The following is a 25079-nucleotide window of genomic DNA, read 5'->3' as shown; positions in this document are numbered from 1 at the left end:
AAGAAGGCGGCCGAGGTCGCCGCCGCGGTGGCCGAGTCCGGCGCGCGGGTCGCCGCGGAACTGGAGAAGGTCGTCGCCGAGGCGGGCAGCCGGCGCGACGACCTGGTTCGCCGCCGTGGCGAGGCCGCCGCTCAGGTCGAGCAGGTCAGGGAGCGGGTGCGCGCACTGTCCACCCAGCTGGCCCAGCTCACCGACGCGGTGCACCGCGACGAGGTGGCCAAAGCCCAAGCGGCGCTGCGCATCGAGCAGCTGGAGACGACCATCTCCGAGCAGTTCGGCATCGCCCTCACCGACCTGATCGCCGAGTACGGCCCCGACGTGCCGCTGCCGCCCACGGACCTGGAGTGGCAGGAGTACGAGCAGGCCAAGGAGCGCGGCGAGCAGGTCACCGCGCCCGCGCCCATGCCCTACGACCGCCCGACCCAGGAACGCCGCGCCAAACGCGCCGAGAAGGACCTCGCCACCCTCGGCAAGGTGAATCCCCTTGCGCTGGAGGAGTTCGCCGCGCTCGAGGAGCGCTACAACTTCCTGGCCACCCAACTCGAGGACGTCAAGAACGCGCGCAAGGACCTGCTGGAGGTGGTCGCCGAGGTCGACGCCCGCATTCTGCAGGTGTTCACCGAGGCGTGGGAGGACGTCGAGCGCGAGTTCGTCGGCGTGTTCGCCAAACTCTTCCCCGGCGGCGAGGGCAGGCTGCTGCTCACCGACCCGTCCGACATGCTCACCACCGGCATCGAGGTGGAGGCGCGGCCGCCGGGCAAGAAGGTCAAGCGGCTCTCGCTGCTGTCCGGCGGCGAGAAGTCGCTCACCGCGGTGGCGTTGCTGGTGTCGATCTTCCGTGCCCGCCCGTCCCCGTTCTACGTGATGGACGAGGTCGAGGCCGCGCTGGACGACACCAACCTGCGCCGCCTGATCGGCCTGTTCGAGCAGCTGCGGGAGAAGAGTCAGCTGATCGTCATCACCCACCAGAAGCCGACCATGGAGATCGCCGACGCGCTCTACGGCGTCAGCATGCGCGGCGACGGCATCACCCAGGTCATCTCCCAGCGCCTGCGCGGGGAGAACCTCGCGCCGGTGGGCGCGGCCAGCTGACGCACACCTCTGATCCGCCGCCGAATCGCCGGCGAGAGTCTTTGCGGCGGATCGGAAGGTGTGCGGCTGTGTCAGCGGTTCGCGGGTGCCCGGTCGCTGTCGAGCAGGGATTTGATCTGGGCGGCACCGGTTTCGGCGAGCCACGCGTCGAATGTGCGCAATCCCGGGTGGATTTCGCGGGTGGCGGCGATCTCGGCGCGCCATCCGCCGTTGTCGCGCATCAGTCGCCAGGCGTTGGCGATCGATTCGCCGAGTTCGACGGCGACGGACTCACCGAGTTCTTGGTACCTGACCTGATGGCCGGTGGCCGCGGAGATCGCCTTGGCCGCGGCCGTAGGAGTCGGTGCGTCGCCGGCGAGTTCGAGGGTCTTGCCGTGGAAACGGTCCGGGTCGGCGAAGGCCATGGCGGCGATGTCGGCGATATCCGCCACGGCGATGATCTTCATCGGCTGGTCGGCGGGGAACAGGTGCCGATGAACGCCGTCGACGATGCCGTCGACCGGCGTGCCGCGCATGAGGTAGTTCTCCATGAAACGGACCGGACGCAGCAGCGTGTAGCGGGCGCCGGAGGCCGCGACGGCGTCCTCGATGCGGCCCTTGCCGTCGGCGCCCCACCTGGTGTCGCCGTGGAACGAGGCGATGCCGGTGAAGACGATCTGCTCGACACCGGCGCGGCGGGCCGCGTCGACCAAGGCCGTGCCGCGTCGCACTTCGAGTTCGACGTCCCAGCCCTGTGGGCCGTGCGCGGCGGGGGGCACCGCGAAAAGCGCTGTGACACCGGTGAGTGCGGCGGGCAGGGTCTCCGGCGCGTCGAAGTCGCCGACGGCGAGTTCCGCGCCCGCGGCGGCCAGCGCCTGGGCGGCGGGGGCATGGGGGTCGCGGACCAGGGCGCGCACCGCTCGGCCGTCTGCGAGCAGCTTGCGGGCGGTCGCGCCGCCCTGATTGCCGGTGGCTCCGGTGACCAGGACGAGGTTGTGCTGAGGGGACATGCTTGCCTTCTCTGTCGATAGAATCGGGTCGGACGACCCGTATTTCGGACCATACGGGCGCGGCGACCCGCTTGGCGAGGTCAGGCAACGAGAGGCCGTAACGAAATGACTGCATCCGGCGACGCGACACCGAGCCAGGCCGCCCGGGCCGACGCCAGGCGCAACCGCGCGTTGGTGCTGGCCGCCGCCCAGCGCGCCTTCGCCGAACACGGGTCCTCGGTGTCGCTCGCCGAGGTGGCCCGCCGGGCCGGGGTCGGCGCGGGCACCGTCTACCGGCACTTTCCGACGAAATTCGATCTGCTGGAAGCGGTGATGCAGCAGCGCGTCGACCGGATGGCGAAACTGGCCGCCGATCACCTCGCCGCGCCGGACCCGGGCGCGGCCTTCTTCGACTTCTGCACCGAGGTGGTGGCCGCGACGCCGGGCAACGACGCGCTCTGCGAACTGGTGCAGTCGGACGACGGCTGGCCGCGTGCCTTGCTGATGGGCGCGGGCGCGCGTTTTCAGAAGGCTCTGGGCGCGTTGCTGCTGGCCGCGCAGCGGCAGGGTGCGGTACGAGCCGATATCGAGGTGGCGGACGTGCTGGCGATCTTCACCGGTTGCGTTGCGATCCAACGACTTCAGAAGTCGACCGATGGGATCGATCGCACGGCGGCGATGGTCCTCGACGCTATGCGGGCCAGGCCGGGCGTAACGAATCTCGTCGCCGAGATCGACTCGCGTAACGAAAAGGCTGAGCGTAACGAAACCGGCGAGCAGCACTGTCCCGTCTGCGACTCGGCGGTTCGACACACCGGGACCGGTCGCAGACCTCGCTACTGCTCGGCGGCGTGCCGCCAGAAGGCGCATCGTCGGCGTGCCGCGGCTCGGCGATGATCATCGAATCCCCTCCCCAGTCGTGAACTGGGGACGGCTGAGTCGTCGCTGGTGTTCCGTGATTTTGATCTTTTGGGGTGTGATGAGACTTCGATGTCGCAAAGGCGACATGCGGCATCGACGGTCAGAAAAGGGTGGGGGCAGCGGAGAATCCGTTCTCTGCTGCCATCGGCAAGGTCGGTGCTACAGCAGGTCGCTGACGTCGTTAGGCACGTCGACGGCGTACTTGCGCAGGATGTCCATCGAGATCACTTCCAGGGCGTTTTCATGGGTTGCGGCCAGCACCACGGGTGCGGCGACACCGTCCTCATGCGCGTGCAGCCAGCGCACGGCCACCACACACCACCGGTCTCCTGGTTGTAGGCCGGGGAAGTTGTTCTCCGGGCGCGGCGTACTCAGATCGTTGCCGATGGACGCCTGGTGCTCCAGGAATTCGGCCGTGACGACGGTGCACACAGTATGGCTACCGAGATCCTCCGGCCCGGTGCTGCAGCAGCCGTCCCGGTAGAAGCCGGTGAGAGGATCGGTGCCGCACTCTTCCAGCGGCCCCCCAAGCACGTTTCGATCGGTCACGTCGCCGATCCTATTGCCACCGCGCGAGAAGTTCCGCAGGACAAGAAATCTCGGGGGTTGTGTCTAGGCCCGGTGTCGAAGTCCCATCCGGCCGGACGTCGACACCACGGGCGGCGTGGTAAAGCGGGTCACCTCGTTCTGCAAGGATGGGGCGCGTGAGTGCCGAAGCCTGGATCCTGATCGCCGTGGCCGCCGCCCTGCTGCTCGTGGTGCTTGTCGTCGGATTCGTCCGATACAAGCGCTCCCGGGTATCGCTGACGCCGCCGCCCGCCGACAAAGAGCTGACCGACAAGTCGGGCGGTTACGCGGCCTCGGGCGGATTCAGCTTCAGCCAGGGTGGCACCGCGACGAAACCCGAGCCGGTGCCGGTCGAGCGGACCGATACGGATGGGCAGCCGCACGTCGGGGACGACGCGGCGATTCCGCGGGACGCGCCGAAGCGGGGCATCACGAATGTGGCGTTGCCGGAGTCCGATGTCATCGATCGGCCGGGGGACGTTACGGACTCGGGGGCGACTGCCGCCGATGTGGTGGACGCGGGGACCACGGGCACGGCTGCGGCCGTCGAGCCGACTGATTCGGGGACCACGGCGTCCGGGTCGGCGACTACGTCGGGGACCGCAGCCGGTTCGGCGACCAAGCCGTCCGATTCGGCGACCACTTCGACCGGTGCGCCTGCGACACAGTCCGGCTCGGCGTCCACCTCGACTGGTGCGCCTGTGACGCCGTCCGATGCTGCGGGCACCTCGACCGGTTCGGCGACGACCTCGCCTGGCGTGGCGGGCACTCCGGCCGCGTCGGCTACGACGCCGACTGATTCGGCGACCACTTCAACCGGTGCGCCTGTGACGCCGTCGGATTCCTCGGGCACCGCGACCGGTTCGGCGACCGCGCCATCGGATTCGGCGGGCACTTCAACCGGCTCCACGACCACACCGCCGTCGGATTCGGCGACTACTTCCACCGGCGCACCGGCTCAAACGCCGACCGGAGCCGCAGCCCCCACCACCCCCGACACCGCCGCCGGTGCCGAAGCCCCCATCCCGCTCGAGGAGATCGACCCGACCTCGGGCCGACTCGTCCGACTGCGCGGTCGCCTGTCCCGCTCCCAGAATGCCGTCGGCAAGAGCCTGCTCGGCCTGCTCGGCGGCGGCGATCTGGACGACGACTCGTGGGAGGAGGTCGAGGACACCCTGGTGCTCGCCGACCTCGGCACCGCGAGTACCGCGGCCGTGGTGGCGCGGCTGCGCGAGGAGATGGCCGCGCGCAGCGTCCGCACCACCGACGCGGCCCGCGCGGTCCTGCGGGACGTGCTGATCGAGGCGCTGCGCCCGGAGATGGACCGCTCGATCCGCGCGCTGCCGCACGCCGACCACCCGTCGATCCTGCTCGTCGTCGGCGTCAACGGCACCGGAAAGACCACGACCACCGGCAAACTCGCCCGCGTGCTCGTCGCCGACGGCCGCCGCGTGCTGCTCGGCGCCGCCGACACCTTCCGCGCCGCCGCCGCCGACCAGTTGCAGACCTGGGGCGAGCGCGTCGGCGCCGAGACGGTCCGCGGCAAGGAGTCCGCCGACCCCGCCGCCGTCGCCTTCGACGCCGTCTCCGCCGGCATCGACCGCGGCGTCGACGCGGTCCTCATCGACACCGCCGGCCGCCTGCACACCAAGACCGGCCTCATGGACGAGCTCGGCAAGGTCAAGCGCGTCGTGGAGAAGAAGGCCGCCGTCGACGAGGTCCTGCTGGTCCTCGACGCCACCGTCGGCCAGAACGGCCTCATGCAGGCCCGCGTCTTCGCCGAGGTGGTCGACATCACCGGCGTGGTCCTCACCAAACTCGACGGGACAGCCAAGGGCGGCATCGTCTTCCAGGTCCAGCACGAACTGGGCGTCCCGGTGAAACTCGTCGGCCTCGGCGAGGGCGCCGACGACCTGGCCCCCTTCGAACCCGCCGCCTTCGTGGACGCCCTACTCGGCTGACCCTGCGAGCCCGCACATTTCCGCGCGCGATCCGTGGTGTTTTCGGTGAAAGGCGTCGCGAACGGAATGTTTGCTCGGCCCACCGGGGAATAGCCGTATATCCCTTTTGTCGGGAGCTAGCTGTTCGGCGGCCGGAAAAGCGTTGGCGTAAAGCGTGAAACGTGGCGGCAACACAACTGGCCTATCCGTTCACGCAGGTGAAACACGACAGCTCTGCGGATGAAACACCGAGTGAGCACCCTTCTCTGCAGGTCCATTTGCCGGAGTCGGCAGGGCCCGAGATGAGGAGGACTTCAAGGTGGCATTTCCCCTTACCGGTGCACCGGATACCGGTGACACCGCCTGGATGCTGGCCAGCTCAGCGCTCGTGTTGTTGATGACGCCCGGTCTAGCGTTCTTCTACGGCGGCATGGTCCGCTCGAAGAATGTGCTGAACATGATCATGATGAGCATCAGCGCCATGGGACTCGTCGGCGTGCTGTGGTCGCTGTACGGATTCTCGACGGCGTTCGGCGACAACAAGTTCGGCATCATCGGCGACCCCGCGCAGTTCTTCGGATTGAAGGGACTGATCGGCGGCAACTCGGTCGCCGAGGTCAAGGACGCCAGCGGCGTGGTCACCACGGCGGCCACCAATATCCCGCTCCTCGGCACGATTCCGATGTCGGTGTTCGTCGCCTTCCAGCTGATGTTCGCCATCATCACGGTCGCCCTCATCTCGGGCGCGGTCGCCGACCGCCTGAAGTTCGGTTCCTGGCTGCTGTTCGCCGGCATCTGGGTCACCGTCGTCTACTTCCCGGTCGCGCACTGGGTCTTCGACTTCGACGCCAAGGACGCCGACGGCACCGTCATCCACGAGGGCGGCTGGATCGCCAACAAGCTGCTCGCGGTCGACTTCGCCGGCGGCACCGCCGTGCACATCAACGCGGGCGCGGCCGCGCTGGCGCTGGTGCTGGTGCTCGGCAGGCGCAAAGGCTGGCCCGCCACCCCGTTCCGCCCGCACAACCTGCCGTTCGTCATGCTCGGCGCCGGCCTGCTGTGGTTCGGCTGGTTCGGGTTCAACGCGGGCTCGGCGCTCACCTCGGGCGGCCTGGCCGGCTCGACCTTCGTCACCACCGCCGTCGCGACCGCGGCCGGCCTGCTGGCCTGGCTGCTGGTGGAGAAGTTCCGCGACGGCAAGCCGACCTCGCTCGGCGCGGCCTCGGGCATCGTGGCCGGTCTGGTCGCCATCACCCCGTCCTGCTCCTCGGTGAACGTGCTCGGCGCGCTCGCCATCGGTGCGGTGGCCGGCGCGCTCTGCGCCCTCGCGGTGGGGCTGAAGTACAAGTTCGGCTTCGACGACTCGCTCGACGTGGTCGGCGTGCACCTGGTCGGCGGCATCGTCGGCACCCTGATGGTCGGACTGGTCGCGGCGCCGGAGGCGGGCGCGGGCAAGACCGGCCTGTTCTACGGCGGCGGCATCGATCAGCTGTGGCGTCAGGCCGTCGGGGCGGGTGCGGTGCTGGCCTTCTCCTTCATCGCCAGCCTGATCATTGCCTATATCGTGAAGTTCACCATTGGGCTGCGCGCTAGCGACGAAGCCGAGTCGGTGGGCTTGGACGAGTCCGAGCACGCGGAAACCGCCTACGATTTCGCCGCTGTGGGCAACACGGCACGTTTGGCCGTCAAGGAGGCATGACGAACATGAAACTGATCACCGCAATCGTCAAACCGTTCACCCTCGAGGACGTGAAGACCGGTCTGGAGCAGGCGGGCGTGCTCGGCATGACAGTCAGCGAGGTCCAGGGTTACGGCCGCCAGAAGGGGCACACCGAGGTCTACCGCGGCGCCGAGTACTCCGTGGACTTCGTGCCCAAGGTCCGGGTCGAGGTGGTCGTGGACGACGCGTCCGTGGACAAGGTCGTCGAGGTGATCGTCGAGGCCTCGCGCACCGGCAAGATCGGTGACGGCAAGGTCTGGGTGACGCCGGTCGACACGATCATCCGGGTGCGGACCGGCGAACGCGGTACCGACGCGCTGTAGCGAAATCCGAGAACGTTATCGATCGAGCGCGGCCCCGCCTCCGCCGGAGTACCGGTCGGGGCGGGGCCGCGGCGCATGGACGGGTGGTGGGTTGTGGGCAGTCAGCACGAGCACGGCGATGACCGAGAAGGCAACGGCGGCAAGGTATCCCATGGGGCGACGGACCTGGTCCGGGCGCGAACCCAGCTGCTCGACGGCGGTATGCCGCGCAATCCCCGCCTCGACGCCGAGTCCCTGCGGCAAGCCCTGGTCGACCTCTACGAGCTGTGGCTCACCAGCAAGGGCACCGAACTCGGCATCACCCGCGACAGCGGCCTCGCTGTGGTCGCCGTCGGCGGGCTGGGCCGCAGGGAGATGCTGCCCTACTCCGATCTCGACCTCGTGCTGCTGCACGACGACGTCGACCCCGCCAGGGTCGCCGAGGTGGCCGACCAGCTCTGGTATCCGCTGTGGGACGCCCACATCAAACTCGACCACAGCGTGCGCACCGTTCCGCAGGCGCTTCGGGTGGCCTCCGACGATCTCATCGCCGCGCTCGGCATGCTGGAGGCCCGGCACATAGTCGGCGACCAGGACCTGAGCAATCTGCTGATCGGCGGGGTCCGCCGGGAGTGGCGCACGGGCATCCGCTCCCGCTTCGACGAGCTGATCGCGCAGGCCGAGGCCCGATGGCAGCGCAGCGGCGAGATCGCCCACCGCGCCGAGCCCGATCTCAAGAACGGCCGCGGTGGCCTGCGCGACATCCAACTGCTCGACGCGCTGGCCATCGCCCAATTGACCGACGCCATGCCGGGGCTCGGCCCCGACGTGCCCGGCGGCGGCCTGAAACAGGCGCATCGCCGTTTGCTGGATGTCCGCACGGAGCTGCATCGAGTGGCCGGTCGAGCGCGTGACCAGCTGCGCGCCCAGGACGCCGACGAGATCGGCGCGGCCCTGCGCATCGGCGATCGGTTCGATCTGGCCCGCACGCTCAGCGACTCCGCGCGCACCGTGAGCTACTCCGTGGACGTCGGATTGCGCACCGCCGCAAACGCTTTGCCGCGTCGCGGGTTGGCCAGACTGCGTCGCATGCCCGTGCGCCGACCACTCGATGAGGGGGTGGTCGAGCACGGGGGTGAGGTGGTGCTGGCCAGGGACGCGCGACCACAGCGCGACCCCGGCCTCATCCTCCGGGTCGCCGCCGCGTCCGCGCGGACCGGGCTGCCCATGTCCGCCACCACGCTGAACCGCCTCTCCGAGGACGCCCCCGAACTACGCGAGCCCTGGCCCAAGGACGCCTTGAACGACCTGCTCGTTCTGCTCGGCGCGGGCCGGGGCGCGATCGACGCGATCGAGGCGCTGGACCGAACGGGCTTGTGGGGCAGGCTACTTCCGGAGTGGGGCGCCGTGCGCGACCTGCCGCCGCGCGACGCGCTGCACACCTGGACCGTCGATCGCCACCTGATGGAGACGGTGTCCTACGCCAGCGCCATGAGCACCCGCGTGGCCAGGCCCGACCTGCTCGCCCTCGGCGCGCTGCTGCACGACATCGGCAAGGGCCGGGCCGGCGACCACAGCGTCGTCGGCGCCGAACTGGCCACCCACATCGGCCGCCGCCTCGGCCTCTGGCCCTCGGATGTGCGCACCCTCAGCGCCGTCGTCCGCCACCATCTCCTGCTGCCGGACACCGCCACCCGCCGCGATCTGGCCGACCCCGCGACCGTCCAGCTCGTGGTCGACGCGCTCGACGGCGACCCCGGACTGCTCGAGCTCCTGCACACCCTCGCCGAGGCGGACTCGCTCGCCACCGGGCCCGGCGTGTGGGGCGACTGGAAAGCCTCGTTGATCGGCGACTTAGTCCGGCGCTGCCGCCTGGTGATGGCCGGCGGTGTATTGCCGACGCCGGAACCGATCTCGCCGGACCTCCTCGCCAAGGCCGCGGCGGGCGGCGTGCACGTCGAGCTGAACCCGGGGGAGGGCAAGTACACCTACACGGTCACCGTCATCGCGCCGGACGCGAAGGGCCTGCTCTCCGACGCCGCCGGGGTGCTCGCGCTGCACTCGCTGCGGGTGCTCTCCGCCTCGCTCCGCAACGAAGGCGACTCTGCCATCGACACTTTCGTCGTCTCGCCGAAGTTCGGTGACCCGCCGGATGCCGGGCTGTTGCGCCAGGAGCTGATCCGCGCCATCGCCGGCGACCTCGACGTGGACGCGGTGCTCACCAAGCGCGAACGCGAGGCGGGCGGCATCGGCCCGAGTCAGTACGCGCAGGCCCAGCCCCGGATGCTCTGGTCCGCCGCCTCGACGCCGGGGCAGGTGCTGCTCGAACTGCGGGCCGAGGATCGGATCGGCGTGCTGAGCCGCCTCGCCGCCGCGCTGGAGAACTGCGGCGCCGACGTCCGCTGGGCGAAGGTGGTGACCATGGGGGCCGCCGTCGTGGACACCTTCTGCCTAGACCTCGGCTCCGCGGACAACCCGGACCGCAGAACCGAGATCGAGAAGGCGATTCTCGCGGTCGTTCCGCGACCGGCGCCGAAGAAGCCGGAGGCGGGCATGCCGGGTCCGGAGGTCATCGGCTCCTGAGCTTCGCTACCGAGTAACCAATCCGTTGCACATGATTTGCTACAACCCATATCTCGAGGCGTCCTCACGTTCTAGTATCAGAGCGTCTGGCTATCGCTAGCAGGATGGGAGCACGTCGTTGGCAATCGAAGTTGTTTCGGCGTCGATGATGACGAGCGACGAGACCACGCACATGGCGCGGTGCGTCGGCGAGGATCGGTGGGTCGTCTCCTGGCTACCGGGCCGCACGCTGTCCGGGCAACAGGCCGTCACCGCGATGACCATCGCCTCGACGGTCGCGAGCACGCGCATCCCCACCACCACGGAGTGGGCCATCCTCGACGACCTGGCCCTCGAGCTCGGCCTCACCGCCCGCGAGGCGGTGTACATGGTGGCCGAGGAGAATCACGACTATCGCAAGACGGCCAAACCGCGCCGCCGTTCGCTCGAATAGGGCCTCTTGCCCGAGGTGAACAATTCTCGACCGGGACTTGGCACGCCCGGTCGTTTTCTCGTGGGCCGATAGCCGCGCGCGTTTGCCGCGAATGCGCGAGGCCGCCCCGTGCGCGGACAGGTCGGCGATCCCATTACCCTGGGAGGCAATTGACGTCCCCCGAGATCAGGAGCGCGATCGGTGTTCGAATCCCTGTCCGACCGGCTTACCGGTGCCCTCAAGGATCTGCGTGGTAAGGGGCGTCTGTCACCGGCCGACATCGACGCCACCTGTCGCGAGATCCGGCTAGCCCTGCTCGAGGCCGACGTCGCGCTGCCCGTGGTGCGCGGTTTCATCGCCCGGATCAAGGAGCGCGCCAAGGGCGCCGAGGTCTCCGCCGCGCTGAACCCGGCGCAGCAGGTCGTGAAGATCGTCAACGAGGAGCTCATCGGCATTCTCGGCGGCGAGACCCGCAGGCTCACCCTGGCCAAGAACCCGCCGACCGTGGTCATGCTCGCCGGTCTGCAAGGCGCCGGTAAGACGACCCTCGCGGGCAAGCTGGCGAAATGGCTGAAGGGACAGGGACATCAGCCGTTGCTGGTGGCCTGCGACCTGCAGCGCCCCGGCGCCGTCACGCAGCTGCAGGTGGTCGGCGAGCGCGCGGGCGTGCCCGTGTTCGCCCCGCACCCCGGCACCTCCATCGGCGGCGGCGACAACGCGCTCGGCGTCACGGCCGCCGACCCGGTCGAGGTCGCCCGCGCGGGCGTGGACGAGGCCCGCACCAAGCAGTACGACGTGGTCATCGTCGACACCGCCGGTCGTCTCGGCATCGACGAGGAACTGATGCGTCAGGCCGCCGGCATCCGCGACGCGGTGCAGCCGGACGAGACGCTGTTCGTGCTCGACGCGATGATCGGTCAGGACGCGGTGAGCACCGCGGAGGCATTCCGCGACGGCGTCGGATTCACCGGCGTCGTGCTCACCAAGCTCGACGGCGACGCCCGCGGCGGCGCGGCGCTGTCGGTGCGCGAGGTGACCGGCGCGCCGATCATGTTCGCCTCCACCGGTGAGAAGCTCGAGGACTTCGACGTCTTCCACCCGGACCGGATGGCCAGCCGCATCCTCGGCATGGGCGACGTGCTCAGCCTGATCGAGCAGGCCGAGCAGGTCTACGACCAGCAGCAGGCCGAGGAAGCCGCCCGCAAGATCGGCAGCGGCGAGATGACGCTCGAGGACTTCCTCGATCAGATGCTCGCCATTCGCAAGATGGGTCCGATCGGCAACCTGCTCGGCATGCTCCCCGGCGCAGGGCAGATGAAGGAGGCCCTGGCCGCCGTCGACGACAAATCGCTCGACCGCGTGCAGGCCATCATCCGCGGCATGACCCCGGCGGAACGCGAGAACCCCAAGATCATCAACGCTTCGCGCAGGCTGCGCATCGCCAACGGCTCCGGCGTCCAGGTCTCCGAGGTCAACCAGCTCGTCGACCGCTTCTTCGAGGCCAAGAAGATGATGGCGATGATGGGCCGTCAGATGGGCATGCCCGGCGCCCGCCGCGGCAACAACAAAAAGGGCAAGAAGGGCAAGAAAGGCGGCCGCGGCCCGACCCCGCCGAAGCTGCGCGGCGGCATGCCCGGCCTGCCCGCCGGAATGCCGGGAATGCCCGCGGGCATGCCGGACATCTCCAACATGCCCGCGGGCCTGGACCAGTTGCCTCCCGGGCTCGAGAACTTCGACCTGTCGAAACTGAAGTTCCCCAAGAAGTAGCCCGCGCGAAAGTCGTTGCCGCACGCACGGACTCGCTGTCGGGTACGTGCGCGGCAGTTGTTGCTCATCGCGACCGTCTCGGCCTCGCGCTCCTCCAGCGTGTCATGGCGGCGCACCGTACGTCCTCGGGGCTGAGGCTCGCGGCATGATGCTGCGGCGCGATGTGCGCGCCGCGTGGGTTCCCGCAGCGTGGTGGTTTGCGCGCGGCGTGGGTTGCCGCGGCGCGATGGTTTGTGCGCCGGTTTGTTCTCTGCGGATACGGTCCTTGTTATCGTCGGACCGGCGGGTCGACGTACTCACGATTCTCGGCGTCGGTCGCCGATGACCGACGCCGGAGCGAGGTCCGGCCTGGAGTCGTGGAGAGGCGGGACAGTGCATCTGCGAGGTGTGGTTCTCCCCGATGCGGAGGTCCGCGATATCTGGGTGCGGGACGGGCTCGTCTCCTTCGACCCGGTGTCCGGGGCCGAAACACTCTGCCGCACAGGGTGGATCGTCCCCGGCCTGGTCGACGCGCACTGCCACGTCGGCATCCGGTACGGCGGGGGCGACGAGGACCGCGAGGGCGCCATCGCGCAGGCCGAGACCGAACGCGACGCCGGCGCGCTGCTGCTGCGCGACGCCGGCTCGCCGATCGACACCCGCTTCATCGACGACCACGAGGAGCTGCCGCGGATCATCCGCGCGGGCCGTCACATCGCCCGACCCCGCCGCTACATCCGCGAGCTGGGCATCGAACTCGACGACGAACGCGACCTCCCGGACATCGTGGCCGAGCAGGCCCGCTTCGGCGACGGCTGGGTGAAGATCGTCGGCGACTGGATCGACCGCTCCGTCGGCGACCTGCGCCCGCTCTGGAGCGACGCCATTCTCAAGGAGGCCATCGACGCCGCCCACGCCAACGGCGCGCGGGTCACCGCGCACGTCTTCGGCGAGGACGCGCTGCCCGGCCTGATCGAGGCGGGCATCGACTGCCTCGAGCACGGCACCGGCCTCACCGACGACACCATCGAGATGATGGTCGAGCACGGCACCGCCCTGGTGCCGACGCTGGTCAATATCGACACCTTCCCCGAGATCGCCGACAGCGCGGGCAAATACCCCGTCTACGCCGCACACATGCGCGACCTGCATCGCCGCGTCCGCGAGACCGTGGCCAACGCCCACGACGCGGGCGTGCCCATCTTCGCGGGCACCGACGCGGGCGGCTCCATCCGCCACGGCCGCATCGCCGACGAGATCGTCGCCCTGTCCGCCGCCGGCCTGTCCACCCACGACGCCCTCGGCGCCGCCTCCTGGAACGCCCGATCCTGGCTTGGCCACCCCGGCATCGAAGCCGGCGCTCCCGCGGATTTCGTCGTCTACCAAGAAGATCCGCGCATCAACCCGCGAATCCTGAACTCTCCGCAGGCCGTGGTTCTGCGGGGCCGCGTCTACCGCAACCACACGCCCGTCACCGCTCATCGGTGAACAGCCGCGAACCGGCGTGGCGGCAGCGCTCGAGCCCTGAAAAGTGTTGGGGCGCGAAATTTCTCGAGCTCGATAGAATCGACCCGTGACGGCTACCACACCACGGCGGGCGTCCTACGGTTTCGACGCCCCGCCCATCATGCTCATGCTCGGCGCCCTCGCGGTCGGCTTCCTGGTCGCCGCCGTCGCGAACGCGCTGGTCGGCAATGTCGCACCCGCGTGGCTGACGCTCCTGATCGGCCTGATCATGGCCGCGCAGTTCGGGCTGTTCCTGCACGCCACCCGGCGCGGCAAGTTCCGCGCCTGGGACGGCCTGCTCGACGACCTCCGGCTACGCGGCGACGAGCGCCTGCTCGACCTGGGCTGCGGCCGCGGCGCGGTGCTGCTCGCCGCCGCCAAACGCCTGCCGGAGGGCCGCGCGGTCGGCATCGATCTGTGGCGCTCGGTCGACCAGTCCGGCAACAGCCTCGCCACCACCGAACGCAACGCCGTCGCCGAGAACGTCGCCGACCGCATCGAACTGCACACCGGCGACATGACCGCGCTGCCGTTCCGCGACGACGAGTTCGACGTGATCGTCTCCAGCCTCGCCATCCACAACATCAAGGCCTCCGCAGGCCGGGCCGCCGCGGTACGCGAGGCGCTGCGCGTGCTGCGCCCCGGCGGCCACCTCGTCCTAGTGGATATCGGCCGCACCGGCGAGTACGAGACCACCCTCACCGCCAACGGCGCCAAAACCCTCACCGCCCGCTCACTCGGCTGGCGCCTGTGGTGGGGCGGCCCCTGGATGCGCACCAACGCCCTCATCGCCGCGGCCCCGAACGGCTGACACCTTGCGATGAATTCCGTTGCCCCGGCGGGTCTTCAGTAAAAGACCTATGCACACCGGAGGAGCAACGATGCGGGATCTGATCGTCACCGAGAACAGCACCATCGACGGCGTGATCGAGGCCGCGGACTGGTTCGGCGTGGCCGGCACCGAGGATCGGTCCGATCTCGACGATGTCCTGCGCGGGCACATGGCGAACTCCGACGCGGTGTTGTTCGGCCGCGTCACCTTCGAGGAGATGCGCGGGTACTGGCCGCAGCGCACCGACGACACGACCGGCGTCACCGATCACCTGAACAAGGTGACGAAATATGTCGTGTCCGGCACCCTCGCAGACCCGGGGTGGGAGAACACGGTCATCCTGCGCGACCTCGACGAACTCGCGGCGGTCAAGGACCAGCCGGGCCAGGACATCGTCGCGACCGGCAGCATCCGGCTGGTCCACGCGCTCATCGCCGCCGACCTGGTGGACGAGTACCGGCTGTTCGTCCATCCGGTCGTGGAGGGCACGGGCCGGCGACTGTTCGCCGACGCTCCCGCGCTGTCAAGGCTGCGGCTGGTCGAGACCCGCCCGTTCGACTCCGGGGTGGTGTTGCTGCGTTACCGGACGTCGTAGTCCTCAGCCGTAACCCTCGAGGCACGCGATTTCAGGTGGGGGTGGCGCGTCTGGCAGAATGAACCCTCGTCCTTGCTGGACAGTGTCAGCCCGTCTCCGGTTACGTACCGCGCGGCGGTCACACACTCCATGCGCTAAACCGGGCTCGCAGACCGTGCGGGTCGCTGAATTGCGCCGTGACCAACCTACGAAAGAGGCAGAACAAGCATGGCTGTTCGCATCAAGCTCACCCGCCTGGGCAAGATCCGCAACCCCCAGTACCGCATCGTCGTCGCCGACGCGCGCACCCGCCGGGACGGCCGGTCCATCGAGGCCATCGGCCTGTACCACCCGAAGGAAGAGCCGTCGCTCATCCAGATCGATTCCGAGCGCGCTCAGTACTGGCTCGGCGTCGGCGCGCAGCCGACCGAGCCCGTCCAGCGCCTGCTGGAGATCACCGGTGACTGGCAGAAGTTCAAGGGCCTGCCGGGCGCCGAGGGCACGCTGAAGACCAAGGCCGAGAAGCCGTCCAAGCTGGACCTGTTCAACGCCGCGCTCGCCGCCGCCGACAACGCCCCGACCACCGAGGCCGTCACCCCGAAGAAGAAGGCCGCCAAGAAGGAAGAGGCCGCCGAGGCGACTGAGGCTGCGGAGTAATGAGCGCTGTCGTGGCCGATGCCGTGGAACATCTTGTTCGCGGCATCGTCGCCAACCCGGATGACGTCCGCGTCGAGCTGATCACCGGCCGCCGCGGACGCACCGTCGAGGTGCACGTGCACCCCGACGACCTGGGCAAGGTGATCGGTCGCGGCGGTCGTACCGCGACCGCGCTGCGCACTCTGGTCGCGGGCATCGGCGGCCGGGGCATCCGGGTCGACGTGGTCGACACCGATCAGTAGATGGAACTCGTCGTAGGACGGGTCGCCAAGTCGCACGGCGTGCGCGGTGAACTGGTCGTCGAGATACGCACCGATGAGCCCGAGGCCCGGTTCGCGCCGGGCAGCAAGCTGCGCGGGCGGCTGGCGCGATCCAAGGAAGTCCGCGACTTCACCGTGGAGTCGGCCCGGGAGCACTCGGGCCGGCTTCTGGTGTTTCTCGCCGGGGTCGCCGACCGGGACGCGGCCGACGCGCTGCGCGGCACGCTGTTCGTCGTGGACAGCGAGGATCTGCCGCCGTCGGAGGACCCTGACGAGTTCTACGACCACGAACTCGAGGGGCTGACCGTCCAGCTCGCCGACGCCACCGTGGTCGGCACCGTGCGTGAGGTGCTGCATTCCGCTGCGGGAGAACTGCTTTCGGTCAAGGCCGCCGACGACGGGCGGGAGATTCTGATTCCGTTCGTCACCGCGATCGTGCCCACCGTGTCGCTCGCGGACCGGCTGATCGTCATCGATCCGCCCGAGGGCCTCCTCGATCCGGAATGAGTGGGCGCACCTCGATGTCCCGCGATGAGCCGCGGGACTCGGCGACTCGCATGAAGCCAGAACTCGGCGACTCGCACGACGTGCGAAACTCGGCGCTCGCACGACACGCAGAACATGGGCTCGCATGAAGCGCAACAAATGGGGGCTCGCATGAAGCTCGACGTCGTCACGATCTTCCCGGAATACCTCGAGCCGCTGCGCACGGCGTTGCTCGGCAAGGCGATCGACAAGGGCCTGATCTCCCTCGACGTGCACGACCTGCGCCGCTGGACCCACGACGTGCACAAATCCGTCGACGACTCCCCGTACGGCGGGGGACCGGGCATGGTCATGAAGCCCACCGTCTGGGGCGACGCGCTCGACGAGGTGTGCCCCGACGACGCGCTGCTGGTCGTCCCCACGCCGGCCGGGGTCCCGTTCACCCAGGAAACCGCGCACCGCTGGGCCGGTGAAAAGCATCTCGTCTTCGCCTGCGGCCGCTACGAAGGCATCGACCAGCGCGTCTTCGACGACGCCGCCCGGCGCGTTCGCGTCGAGGAGGTCAGCATCGGCGACTACGTCCTGATCGGCGGCGAGGCCGCGGTCCTCGTCATGACCGAGGCCGTCGTCCGCCTCCTCCCCGGCGTCCTCGGCAATCAGCAATCTCACCAAGAGGATTCGTTTTCCGACGGCCTCCTGGAGGGTCCCAGCTACACCCGCCCCGTCGTATGGCGCGACCTCGAGGTTCCCCCGGTCCTCCTCTCCGGAGACCACGCCAAGGTAGCCGCCTGGCGTCACGAACAGTCCCTAGCTCGAACCCGCGACCGCCGCCCGGACCTGCTCCACGACCTGGACTGAGCCGAGCGCCTACGCCAAGGGGCCGGCCTCGTCCGCGAACGAGCCCGCCGTGCCCCGGTTGTTTGTCACGGCCCCCCGCGAGCCGCCCGCTGAACGGGGATGAGCACGCGCGTGGTCACGCGGCGGGTCGTCGGCATCCAAGCCTCAGACGTCGAAAACACCGGCGGGCAGGAACATCGGAGTCAGCACCTCGCCGGCCCCCGGCGAACGCGAGCGTCCGGCTGACCGCGCGGCGCCGACGCTGGGTGACCCTCTGTCGCAGGGCGATTCAGCGCCCCGCTCAGGGCAGCAAGCCGTGGCGTCGTGCGGTGACGACGGCTTCGTGGCGGGAGTGGGCGTCCAGTTTGGTCATGGCATTGCGCAGGTAGCTCTTGACCGTCTCCGGTCCGAGGGAAAGGCGTTGCGCCGCTTCCTGATTGGAACAGCCCAGGGCGATCTGGGCGAGGACGTCGAGCTCGCGGCGGGACAGACGGGGCGCGTCGGGGAGGGGGTCGCCGACCATGACCCGGGTGAGCCGTTCGCAGACGTTGTGCAGGCGGGCTCGGAGGTCCTCGTCGGTGGCCGAGCGCGCCACGCCGCGGAGTTCGGCGTGGATGTCGCGCAGCTCCTCCGCGACGGCAGGGGCGGTGTCGGAGGTGGGCGCGGTCGTCTCCAGCAGGCGCAGCCTGCGGTCCACCTCGTCGCGGATGGTGATCTCGGCGGCGAGGCGGCGCCCGGCCTGGACGACGAGGTCGGCCGTGCGGTCGCCGAGCGGGCTCGCGCTGCGGGTGGCGGCGTAGAGCACGGCGCGCGACCGCCGGTCGACGACCACGGGAACCGCGACGATCGAGCGGAGCCCCTCGCCGGAGACCGGGCCGTCGTAGTGGTGGGTGATCGTGGACGTGTTGACGTAGTCGGTGACCGAGGCGGGCCGCCCGGACTCCATGACGCGTCCGCCGAGCCCGGAGGTCCGCAGCACGGACAACCCGCGCAGCCCGTTGGTCAGCGTGCCGACGAACTCCGAGAGCACCAGCGCGTCGCCGTGCACCTCGCCGCCGAACGTCACCGGCACCCCGGCCGTACCCGCCACCCAGCGGATCTCGGCGCGCAACGCGTCGGCGTCGCGCGGGCGCAGCAGTGCGGTGTGGGTCAAGGGACTCACCCCTTTTCGGGGGTAGTGGCGGACTCGGTGTGACCCACATCCTATTGGGTGAGCTGGATCACGATGAGGAGTGGCGAGATGGGTACCGACCTGCAACCCCGGGTGCGCGAACTGCTGGACATGTACGACCGACCGGACGCGTCCGCGGCGGATCTGCTGTGCGATCGGCATCCGGCGGACGCGATCGCGTTCACCATCGTCGAGCGCGATCTGTCCTCGGTCGACCTCCCCTATGGCGAACTGCGCGAGCGCTCACAGCGTTTCGCCGCGGGCCTGGCCGAACTCGGGATCCAGCAGGGCGACCGCGTCGCGACGCTGATGGCGAAGTCGGCGGATCTGGTGGTCGCGCTGCTGGGCATCTGGCGGCGCGGCGCGGTGCACGTTCCGCTGTTCACCGCGTTCGCCCCGCCCGCCATCGCGTTCCGCCTGACCGCTAGCGGCACGTCGATCGTCATCGCCGACGCCGACCAGGCGCCGAAACTGGCCCCCGGCCCCGACATGCCCGCCGACGCGCCGTGGCAGATCATCGTCAGCGGCGACGCGCCGGAGGGCACGCTCGGCATGGCCGACCTGCTCGCCGACGACGCCCCGCGGCAACCAGCCGCGGTGGTCGGCGGCGACGGACTGCTGGTCGAGCTGTTCACCAGCGGCACCACCGGCACCCCGAAGGGCGTGCCGATTCCGCTGCGCGCGCTGGCCTCGTTCCAGGCGTATCAGGAGTTCGCGCTGGACGTGCGCGCCGACGACGTTTTCTGGAACGCGGCCGACCCCGGCTGGGCCTACGGGTTGTACTGGGCGATCATGGCCCCGCTGGCCAGCGGCGTGCGCAGCATCCTGCTGCACGCCCCGTTCTCGCCCGCGCTCACCTGGCAGGTGCTCGAGCGGTTCGGCGTCACCAATTTCACCGCGGCGCCGACGGTGTATCGCGCGCTGCGCTCCGACGCGACCGCGCCGACGCTGCGGGCGACCCTGCGGCGCGCCTCCTCCGCGGGCGAGCCGCTGACCCCGGAGGTCGTCGCGTGGTCGCGCGAGCACCTCGGCGTCGCCGTGCGCGACCACTACGGGCAGACCGAGCACGGCATGCTCATCTGCAACTGCTGGCACGAGGCGCTCGACGCCGAGGTTCCCGCGGGCTCGATGGGCCGGTCGCTGCCCGGCTGGACCTGCGCGGTGCTGTCCGACAACGCCGACACCGTCGCGCCGACCGGCGAACTCGGCCGCGTCGCCATCGACACCCAGAACAGCCCGCTGCTGTGGTTCCTCGGCTACCTCGACGCGCCAGAACGCACCGCGCAGCGCTACACCCCCGACGGCCGCTGGTATCTCACCGGCGACGCGGGCTCACAGGACGAGAACGGCTTCTTCCGCTTCTCCGCCCGCGACGACGACGTGATCATCATGGCCGGCTACCGCATCGGCCCGTTCGAGGTGGAGAGCGTGCTCGTGCTGCACGAGCGGGTCGCCGAGGCGGCCGTCGTCGGCATGCCGGACGAACTGCGCGGCGAGGTGCTCGAGGCGTTCGTGGTGCTGCGCGACGGGTCGGCGGGCAGCGCGGAGCTCGAGGCCGAGCTGCAGGATCTGGTGAAGAAGAAGTTCGCCGCGCACGCGTACCCGCGCACCGTGCACTTCGTCGAGGAGCTGCCGAAGACGCCGAGCGGCAAGGTGCAGCGATTCGTGCTGCGGCAGAGGGGAAACAAGTGATGTCGCACCCGAGCTATGCGTCCGGCACCTCGGACACCCCGCTGCTCGGCGACACGATCGGCGGCAATCTCGATCGTGCCATCGCCGCCTTTCCGGACCGGGAAGCGTTGGTGGACAAGCCTTCTGATCGCCGCTGGACCTACCGCGAACTCGGCGCCGCGATCGACGCGCTGGCCACCGGGCTGGCCGCGCGCGGCATCGGCAAGGGCGACCGGGTGGGCATCTGGGCGCCCAACTGCGCCGAGTGGTTCTTCGTGCAGTACGCGACGGCGAAGATCGGCGCGATCCTGGTCAACATCAACCCCGCCTACCGGACGAGCGAGCTGGAGTACGTGCTGCGCCAGGCGGGCGTGCGGCTGCTGGTCTCGGCGCCGGAGTTCAAGACCTCGAACTATGTCGCGATGATCGACGATGTCCGGCCGAACTGCCCGACGCTGGAGCAGGTGCTCGTGCTCGGGACGTCGGAGTGGGAAGGCTTGTCGCGCACCGAGATCGACGCGGACCGCCTGGCCGCGCTCGCCGCCGAGCTGTCCATCGACGACCCGATCAACATTCAATACACCTCGGGCACAACGGGTTTCCCCAAGGGCGCCACGTTGAGCCACCACAACATCCTCAACAACGGCTTCTTCGTCGGCGAGCTGTGCGGCTACACCGAACAGGACCGGATCTGCGTTCCGGTGCCGTTCTATCACTGCTTCGGCATGGTCATGGGCAACCTCGCCAGCACGAGTCACGGTGCGGCCGTGGTCATTCCGGCCCCGGCGTTCGATCCGGTCGCGACGCTGGCCGCCGTCGAGTCCGAGCGCTGCACCTCGCTCTACGGTGTGCCGACCATGTTCATCGCGCTGCTCACCGAGTTGGACTCCGCCACACCGGATCTGTCGAGCCTGCGCACCGGCATCATGGCGGGCTCGCCGTGCCCGGTCGAGGTGATGAAGCGGGTGATCGACCGGATGGGCATGCACGAGGTGTGCATCTGCTACGGCATGACCGAGACCTCGCCGGTGTCCACTCAGACTCGCCGCGACGACGGCATCGATCGGCGCACCGCCACCGTCGGCCGGGTCGGCCCGCACCTCGAGGTCAAAATCGTCGACCCCGCAACGGGTCTCACGGTGCCGCGCGGCGAACCCGGCGAACTCTGCACCCGCGGCTACTCGGTGATGCTCGGCTACTGGGACGACCAGGCCAAGACCGCCGAGGCCATCGACGCGGCCCGCTGGATGCACACCGGCGATATCGGCGTGATGGACGACGACGGTTATCTGGCGATCACCGGCCGGATCAAGGACATGGTGATCCGCGGCGGCGAGAACGTCTACCCGCGCGAGATCGAGGAGTTCCTCTACACCCACCCGGACATCCTGGACGCTCAGGTGATCGGCGTGCCCGACCCGAAATACGGCGAGGAGCTGATGGCCTGGGTCCGGATGCGCGAGGGCGCGACGCCGCTGGACGCCGACGCGGTCCGCGAGTTCTGCGCGGGCAAACTGGCGCACTTCAAGATTCCGCGCTACGTGCACGTGGTGGACGAGTTCCCCATGACGGTCACCGGCAAGATTCGCAAGGCGGAAATGCGCGAACTCTCGCGTGCACTGCTGGGGCTGTCCGACCAGACCTGATATCAGCTGCCCCGATTAGTACCGGCATGTAACCGCCCGGTGTCGCACATAGGGTGAGACAAGGTGTTGATCGGGGATCTGATAATTCGTTCTGCAGAGGGGCCTTGCATGTCCATCGGTTCGTTATCACGTGTCCTGTCTTGTGTTTTCGTCGGCGCGGCGCCACTGCTCGCGCTGGCGCCGGCCGCCGTCGCGGCGCCGGACAGCTCGTATATCTGCTCGGGCACGTATTTGTCGAGCGACGGCTCCGCGGAGGTGGAGTCGTGCATTTATCCGGAGAGCCCGGTGATCCGGGCATTCGGCGGACTCACCATCAAAAACGACACCATCACCGACAAGAATTGCACGATGGTGGTGAAGGTCGTGGATAAAGACGCGTACCAGACCGGCGACAACGAAGAGGTCGCCGACAGCGGCCCCTTCCGCTGCTTGAACGGTAGGTACCCGTCGCCGCCGCTGACCGTGGACGCCGCGAAGGTGAAGCCCGGCCATCGGTATGTCAGCTACACCGAGGTAACCAAGAACGGCCAGGGGATCGCGCGGATCTACAGCCCGGAACTGGTGCTGCCGTAGGTGACTCGGCACACGCGTCGAACCCGGTCGAGCACGCTCGGCCGGGTTCGCTGTGTCGTGTCGGCCCCGCGCCCGTGGCCTGCGGCGATGCGGTACGGGCGATCCGGATTCGCCGGGTGTGGGCCTCATGTCGGGCGGCAACTGTAGTGTCTCCGGACGTGACGACAGCGCCCGAGACCGTAAGTGCAGAGTCCGACACCGCCGTGCCCCCGCCCGCGACGTCCGCAGGCGTCGTGAGCCAAGCGAGCGTGAACCGTCGCATCGCCGACGAGCTCGCGGTGCGGGAGAGCCAGGTGCGTGCCGCCGTCGAGCTGCTCGACGCCGGCTCGACCGTCCCGTTCATCGCGCGATACCGCAAGGAGGTCACCGGCGGTCTCGACGATGCCCAGCTGCGCCTGCTGGACGAGCGCCTGCACTACCTGCGCGAACTCGACGAGCGCCGCGGCGCCATCCTCGAATCCATCCGCGGCCAGGGCAAACTGGACGACGCCCTGCACCAGCAGATCATGCTCGCCGAGACCAAGGCGCGGCTCGAGGACATCTACCTGCCGTACAAGCCGAAGCGGCGCACCAAGGCGCAGATCGCGCGCGAGGCGGGCCACGAGCCGGTCGCCGACGCGCTGATCAACGACCCGACCACCGATCCCGCGCAGTACAACGCCGAGCAGCTCGACGGCGCGCGCGCGATCCTGGTCGAGCGGTTCGCCGAGGACGCCGACCTCGTCGGCGAGCTGCGCGAGCTCATGTGGAACCGCGGTCAGATCCGGTCCACGGTGCGCCCCGGCAAGGAGGAGGCCGGCGCCAAGTTCGCCGACTACTTCGAGTTCGACGAGCCGTTCACCAAGCTGCCCTCGCACCGCATCCTGGCGCTGCTGCGCGGCGAGAAGGAAGACGTGCTCTCGCTGCATCTCGAGCCAGACACCGAGGAGCTCGAACCCGGTGAACGGTCCATCTACGAGGGCCGTATCGCGATCAAATTCGGCATCGCGGACAAGGGCCGCGCCGCCGACACGTGGCTGCTGGACACCGTGCGCTGGGCGTGGCGAACCAAACTGCAAGTGAGCCTGGGCATCGACACCCGGATGCGGCTGCGGCAGGCGGCCGAGAAGGACGCCGTCGACGTGTTCGCGGCGAACCTGCGCGACCTGCTGCTCGCCGCGCCCGCGGGCACCCGCACCACCATGGGCCTCGACCCGGGCTACCGGACCGGCGTGAAGGTCGCCGTGGTCGACGCCACCGGCAAGGTGGTCGCGACCGAGGTGATCTACCCGCACAAGCCGCAGGGCCAGACCGAGAAGTCCCTCGCGGTGCTCGGCGCGCTGGTCGCCCGCTTCGGGGTCGAGCTCATCGCCATCGGCAACGGCACCGCCTCGCGCGAGACCGACGCCCTTGCCGCCGAGCTGATCTCGCGCATTCCGGAGAACAAGCCGACCAAGATCGTGGTGTCCGAGGCGGGCGCCTCGGTGTACTCCGCCTCGGCGTACGCCACGCAGGAACTGCCGGACATGGACGTGTCGCTGCGCGGCGCGGTGTCGATCGCCCGCCGCCTGCAGGACCCGCTGGCCGAGCTGGTGAAGATCGACCCGAAGTCGATCGGCGTCGGCCAGTACCAGCACGACGTGTCCGAGACGCTGCTCGCGCGCTCGCTCGGCGCGGTGGTCGAGGACGCGGTGAACGCGGTCGGCGTCGACGTCAACACGGCCTCGGTGCCGCTGCTCTCGCGCGTGTCCGGCATCGCCGGCTCGGTCGCGGAAAGCATTGTCGCGCACCGGGATCAGCACGGCCCGTTCCGCAGCCGGACCGCGCTGCTCGAGGTGCCGCGGCTCGGCCCGAAGGCGTTCGAGCAGTGCGCGGGCTTCCTGCGGATCCGCGGCGGCGACGACCCGCTCGACACGTCCGCGGTGCACCCCGAGGCATACCCGGTGGTCCGGCGGATCATGGAGTCGACCGGGCGCGACATCACCGAGGTCATCGGCAACACGACCGTGCTGCGCTCGTTGCGGCCCGACGAGTTCACCGACGAACGCTTCGGCCTGCCGACCGTCACCGACATCATCACCGAGCTGGAGAAGCCGGGCCGCGACCCGCGACCGGAGTTCAAGACCGCGGAGTTCGCCGCGGGCGTGGAGAAGGTCGCCGACCTCGAGCCGGGCATGGTGCTCGAAGGGGTCGTCACCAATGTCGCGGCCTTCGGCGCGTTCGTCGACGTGGGCGTGCACCAGGACGGGCTCGTCCACGTGTCGGCCATGTCGCACAACTTCGTCAAGGATCCGCGCGAGGTGGTGAACACCGGCGACGTGGTCAAGGTGAAGGTGCTCGAGGTCGACGTCGCCCGGCAGCGGATCGGGCTCTCGCTGCGGCTCGACGACGAGCCGGGGGCGACGGCGAAGGGTGAGAACCGTCAGCGCGGTCAGGGTGACCGCAAGGGCGGCGGTGAGCGGCAGAATGGGCAGGGCAAGAACCAGCAGGGCCGCAATCAAGGGCAGCGCAATCAGGGCCAGGGTCGTGGCGGCGGCAACCAGCGCCGCAACGCGCCCGCGCCGACCGGGTCGATGGCGGATGCCTTGCGCAGGGCGGGTTTCGGTCAGTAGACCGGAGGGAGGTTTCGGGCGGCC

22 protein-coding genes are annotated in these 25079 nt (G+C 69.4%); 19 read left to right on the top strand and 3 right to left on the bottom strand.

Annotation, left to right across the window (positions count from 1 at the left end; translation table 11 throughout):
• The coding region (locus ON39_RS22775) for an AAA family ATPase (protein ID WP_040737434.1) at nucleotides 1-1092 on the top strand (1092 nt) is incomplete at its 5' end.
• 71 nt (nucleotides 1093-1163) lie between these two features.
• Here the strand turns inward: ON39_RS22775 and ON39_RS22770 are convergent.
• Nucleotides 1164-2081: an NmrA family NAD(P)-binding protein gene (locus tag ON39_RS22770; RefSeq protein ID WP_083894635.1), complete on the bottom strand. Its 918-nt coding sequence runs from the start codon at nucleotides 2079-2081 to the stop codon at nucleotides 1164-1166.
• A gap of 105 nt (nucleotides 2082-2186) precedes the next feature.
• Between ON39_RS22770 and ON39_RS22765 the strand changes: the two genes are divergently transcribed.
• Nucleotides 2187-2957 (top strand): TetR/AcrR family transcriptional regulator, encoded by a 771-nt coding sequence (locus tag ON39_RS22765; RefSeq protein WP_040737433.1) that lies wholly within the window; start codon nucleotides 2187-2189, stop codon nucleotides 2955-2957.
• A gap of 183 nt (nucleotides 2958-3140) precedes the next feature.
• On the opposite strand, the gene ON39_RS22760 is transcribed toward ON39_RS22765, so the two are convergent.
• Nucleotides 3141-3530: a DUF2237 family protein gene (locus ON39_RS22760; protein WP_040737431.1), complete on the bottom strand. Its 390-nt coding sequence runs from the start codon at nucleotides 3528-3530 to the stop codon at nucleotides 3141-3143.
• A gap of 155 nt (nucleotides 3531-3685) precedes the next feature.
• Here ON39_RS22760 and ftsY point away from each other — a divergent pair, with 155 nt between their 5' ends.
• The 13 genes from ftsY to trmD all read left to right on the top strand — a co-directional run bounded on the left by ftsY (nucleotide 3686) and on the right by trmD (nucleotide 17424).
• Nucleotides 3686-5509, top strand: a complete 1824-nt coding sequence (ftsY, locus tag ON39_RS22755; protein ID WP_040737449.1) for a signal recognition particle-docking protein FtsY — start codon at nucleotides 3686-3688, stop codon at nucleotides 5507-5509.
• A 298-nt stretch (nucleotides 5510-5807) separates the two neighbouring features.
• Nucleotides 5808-7187: an ammonium transporter gene (locus ON39_RS22750; RefSeq protein ID WP_040737429.1), complete on the top strand. Its 1380-nt coding sequence runs from the start codon at nucleotides 5808-5810 to the stop codon at nucleotides 7185-7187.
• A 5-nt stretch (nucleotides 7188-7192) separates the two neighbouring features.
• The gene (locus ON39_RS22745) at nucleotides 7193-7531 is read left to right on the top strand and encodes a P-II family nitrogen regulator (RefSeq protein ID WP_040737447.1); all 339 of its coding nucleotides are present in this window, start codon (nucleotides 7193-7195) and stop codon (nucleotides 7529-7531) included.
• A 75-nt stretch (nucleotides 7532-7606) separates the two neighbouring features.
• Nucleotides 7607-10093 (top strand): [protein-PII] uridylyltransferase, encoded by a 2487-nt coding sequence (locus ON39_RS22740; RefSeq protein WP_040737428.1) that lies wholly within the window; start codon nucleotides 7607-7609, stop codon nucleotides 10091-10093.
• 118 nt (nucleotides 10094-10211) lie between these two features.
• Nucleotides 10212-10526, top strand: a complete 315-nt coding sequence (locus tag ON39_RS22735; protein WP_246002932.1) for a hypothetical protein — start codon at nucleotides 10212-10214, stop codon at nucleotides 10524-10526.
• 180 nt (nucleotides 10527-10706) lie between these two features.
• Nucleotides 10707-12272, top strand: a complete 1566-nt coding sequence (ffh, locus tag ON39_RS22730; RefSeq protein WP_040737425.1) for a signal recognition particle protein — start codon at nucleotides 10707-10709, stop codon at nucleotides 12270-12272.
• A gap of 321 nt (nucleotides 12273-12593) precedes the next feature.
• Complete coding sequence (locus ON39_RS22725; RefSeq protein ID WP_051186935.1) at nucleotides 12594-13739, top strand: amidohydrolase family protein; 1146 nt, start codon at nucleotides 12594-12596, stop codon at nucleotides 13737-13739.
• 139 nt (nucleotides 13740-13878) lie between these two features.
• Complete coding sequence (locus ON39_RS22720) at nucleotides 13879-14568, top strand: class I SAM-dependent methyltransferase (RefSeq protein ID WP_169335908.1); 690 nt, start codon at nucleotides 13879-13881, stop codon at nucleotides 14566-14568.
• A 70-nt stretch (nucleotides 14569-14638) separates the two neighbouring features.
• A complete protein-coding gene (locus ON39_RS22715; RefSeq protein ID WP_040737422.1) occupies nucleotides 14639-15184 on the top strand; it encodes a dihydrofolate reductase family protein in 546 nt (181 codons plus the stop codon).
• A gap of 207 nt (nucleotides 15185-15391) precedes the next feature.
• A complete protein-coding gene (gene rpsP, locus ON39_RS22710) occupies nucleotides 15392-15820 on the top strand; it encodes a 30S ribosomal protein S16 (RefSeq protein WP_040737420.1) in 429 nt (142 codons plus the stop codon).
• The gene (locus tag ON39_RS22705) at nucleotides 15820-16062 is read left to right on the top strand and encodes an RNA-binding protein (protein ID WP_011210690.1); all 243 of its coding nucleotides are present in this window, start codon (nucleotides 15820-15822) and stop codon (nucleotides 16060-16062) included. The genes rpsP and ON39_RS22705 overlap by 1 nt, the downstream gene beginning before the upstream one ends.
• Entirely contained in the window at nucleotides 16063-16587 is a 525-nt protein-coding gene (gene rimM / locus ON39_RS22700; RefSeq protein WP_040737418.1) for a ribosome maturation factor RimM, read from the top strand.
• Between the two features lie 150 nt (nucleotides 16588-16737).
• Nucleotides 16738-17424 (top strand): tRNA (guanosine(37)-N1)-methyltransferase TrmD, encoded by a 687-nt coding sequence (gene trmD, locus ON39_RS22695; RefSeq protein ID WP_040737416.1) that lies wholly within the window; start codon nucleotides 16738-16740, stop codon nucleotides 17422-17424.
• Between the two features lie 280 nt (nucleotides 17425-17704).
• Here the strand turns inward: trmD and ON39_RS22690 are convergent, their stop codons facing one another.
• Nucleotides 17705-18556, bottom strand: coding sequence for a helix-turn-helix transcriptional regulator (locus ON39_RS22690; RefSeq protein ID WP_085998249.1), 852 nt, complete (start codon nucleotides 18554-18556; stop codon nucleotides 17705-17707).
• Between the two features lie 87 nt (nucleotides 18557-18643).
• Between ON39_RS22690 and ON39_RS22685 the strand changes: the two genes are divergently transcribed.
• The 4 genes from ON39_RS22685 to ON39_RS22670 all read left to right on the top strand — a co-directional run bounded on the left by ON39_RS22685 (nucleotide 18644) and on the right by ON39_RS22670 (nucleotide 25055).
• Nucleotides 18644-20266 carry an AMP-binding protein gene (locus ON39_RS22685; protein WP_040737412.1) on the top strand — a complete coding sequence of 541 codons (1623 nt, stop codon included), beginning with the start codon at nucleotides 18644-18646 and terminating at the stop codon, nucleotides 20264-20266.
• Nucleotides 20266-21891 (top strand): AMP-binding protein, encoded by a 1626-nt coding sequence (locus tag ON39_RS22680; RefSeq protein WP_040737411.1) that lies wholly within the window; start codon nucleotides 20266-20268, stop codon nucleotides 21889-21891. The genes ON39_RS22685 and ON39_RS22680 overlap by 1 nt, the downstream gene beginning before the upstream one ends.
• A 63-nt stretch (nucleotides 21892-21954) precedes the next feature.
• The gene (locus tag ON39_RS22675) at nucleotides 21955-22464 is read left to right on the top strand and encodes a hypothetical protein (RefSeq protein ID WP_146251146.1); all 510 of its coding nucleotides are present in this window, start codon (nucleotides 21955-21957) and stop codon (nucleotides 22462-22464) included.
• A 203-nt stretch (nucleotides 22465-22667) separates the two neighbouring features.
• On the top strand, nucleotides 22668-25055 hold the full coding sequence (locus ON39_RS22670) for a Tex family protein (RefSeq protein WP_174412555.1): 2388 nt from the start codon (nucleotides 22668-22670) through the stop codon (nucleotides 25053-25055).
• Nucleotides 25056-25079 lie beyond the last annotated feature (24 nt).

Origin of the sequence: Nocardia tenerifensis NBRC 101015 (assembly GCF_000308715.1) — a bacterium.
Classification (GTDB): Bacteria; Actinomycetota; Actinomycetes; order Mycobacteriales; family Mycobacteriaceae; genus Nocardia; species Nocardia tenerifensis.
This window is presented reverse-complemented; position numbering and strand designations above follow the sequence as displayed.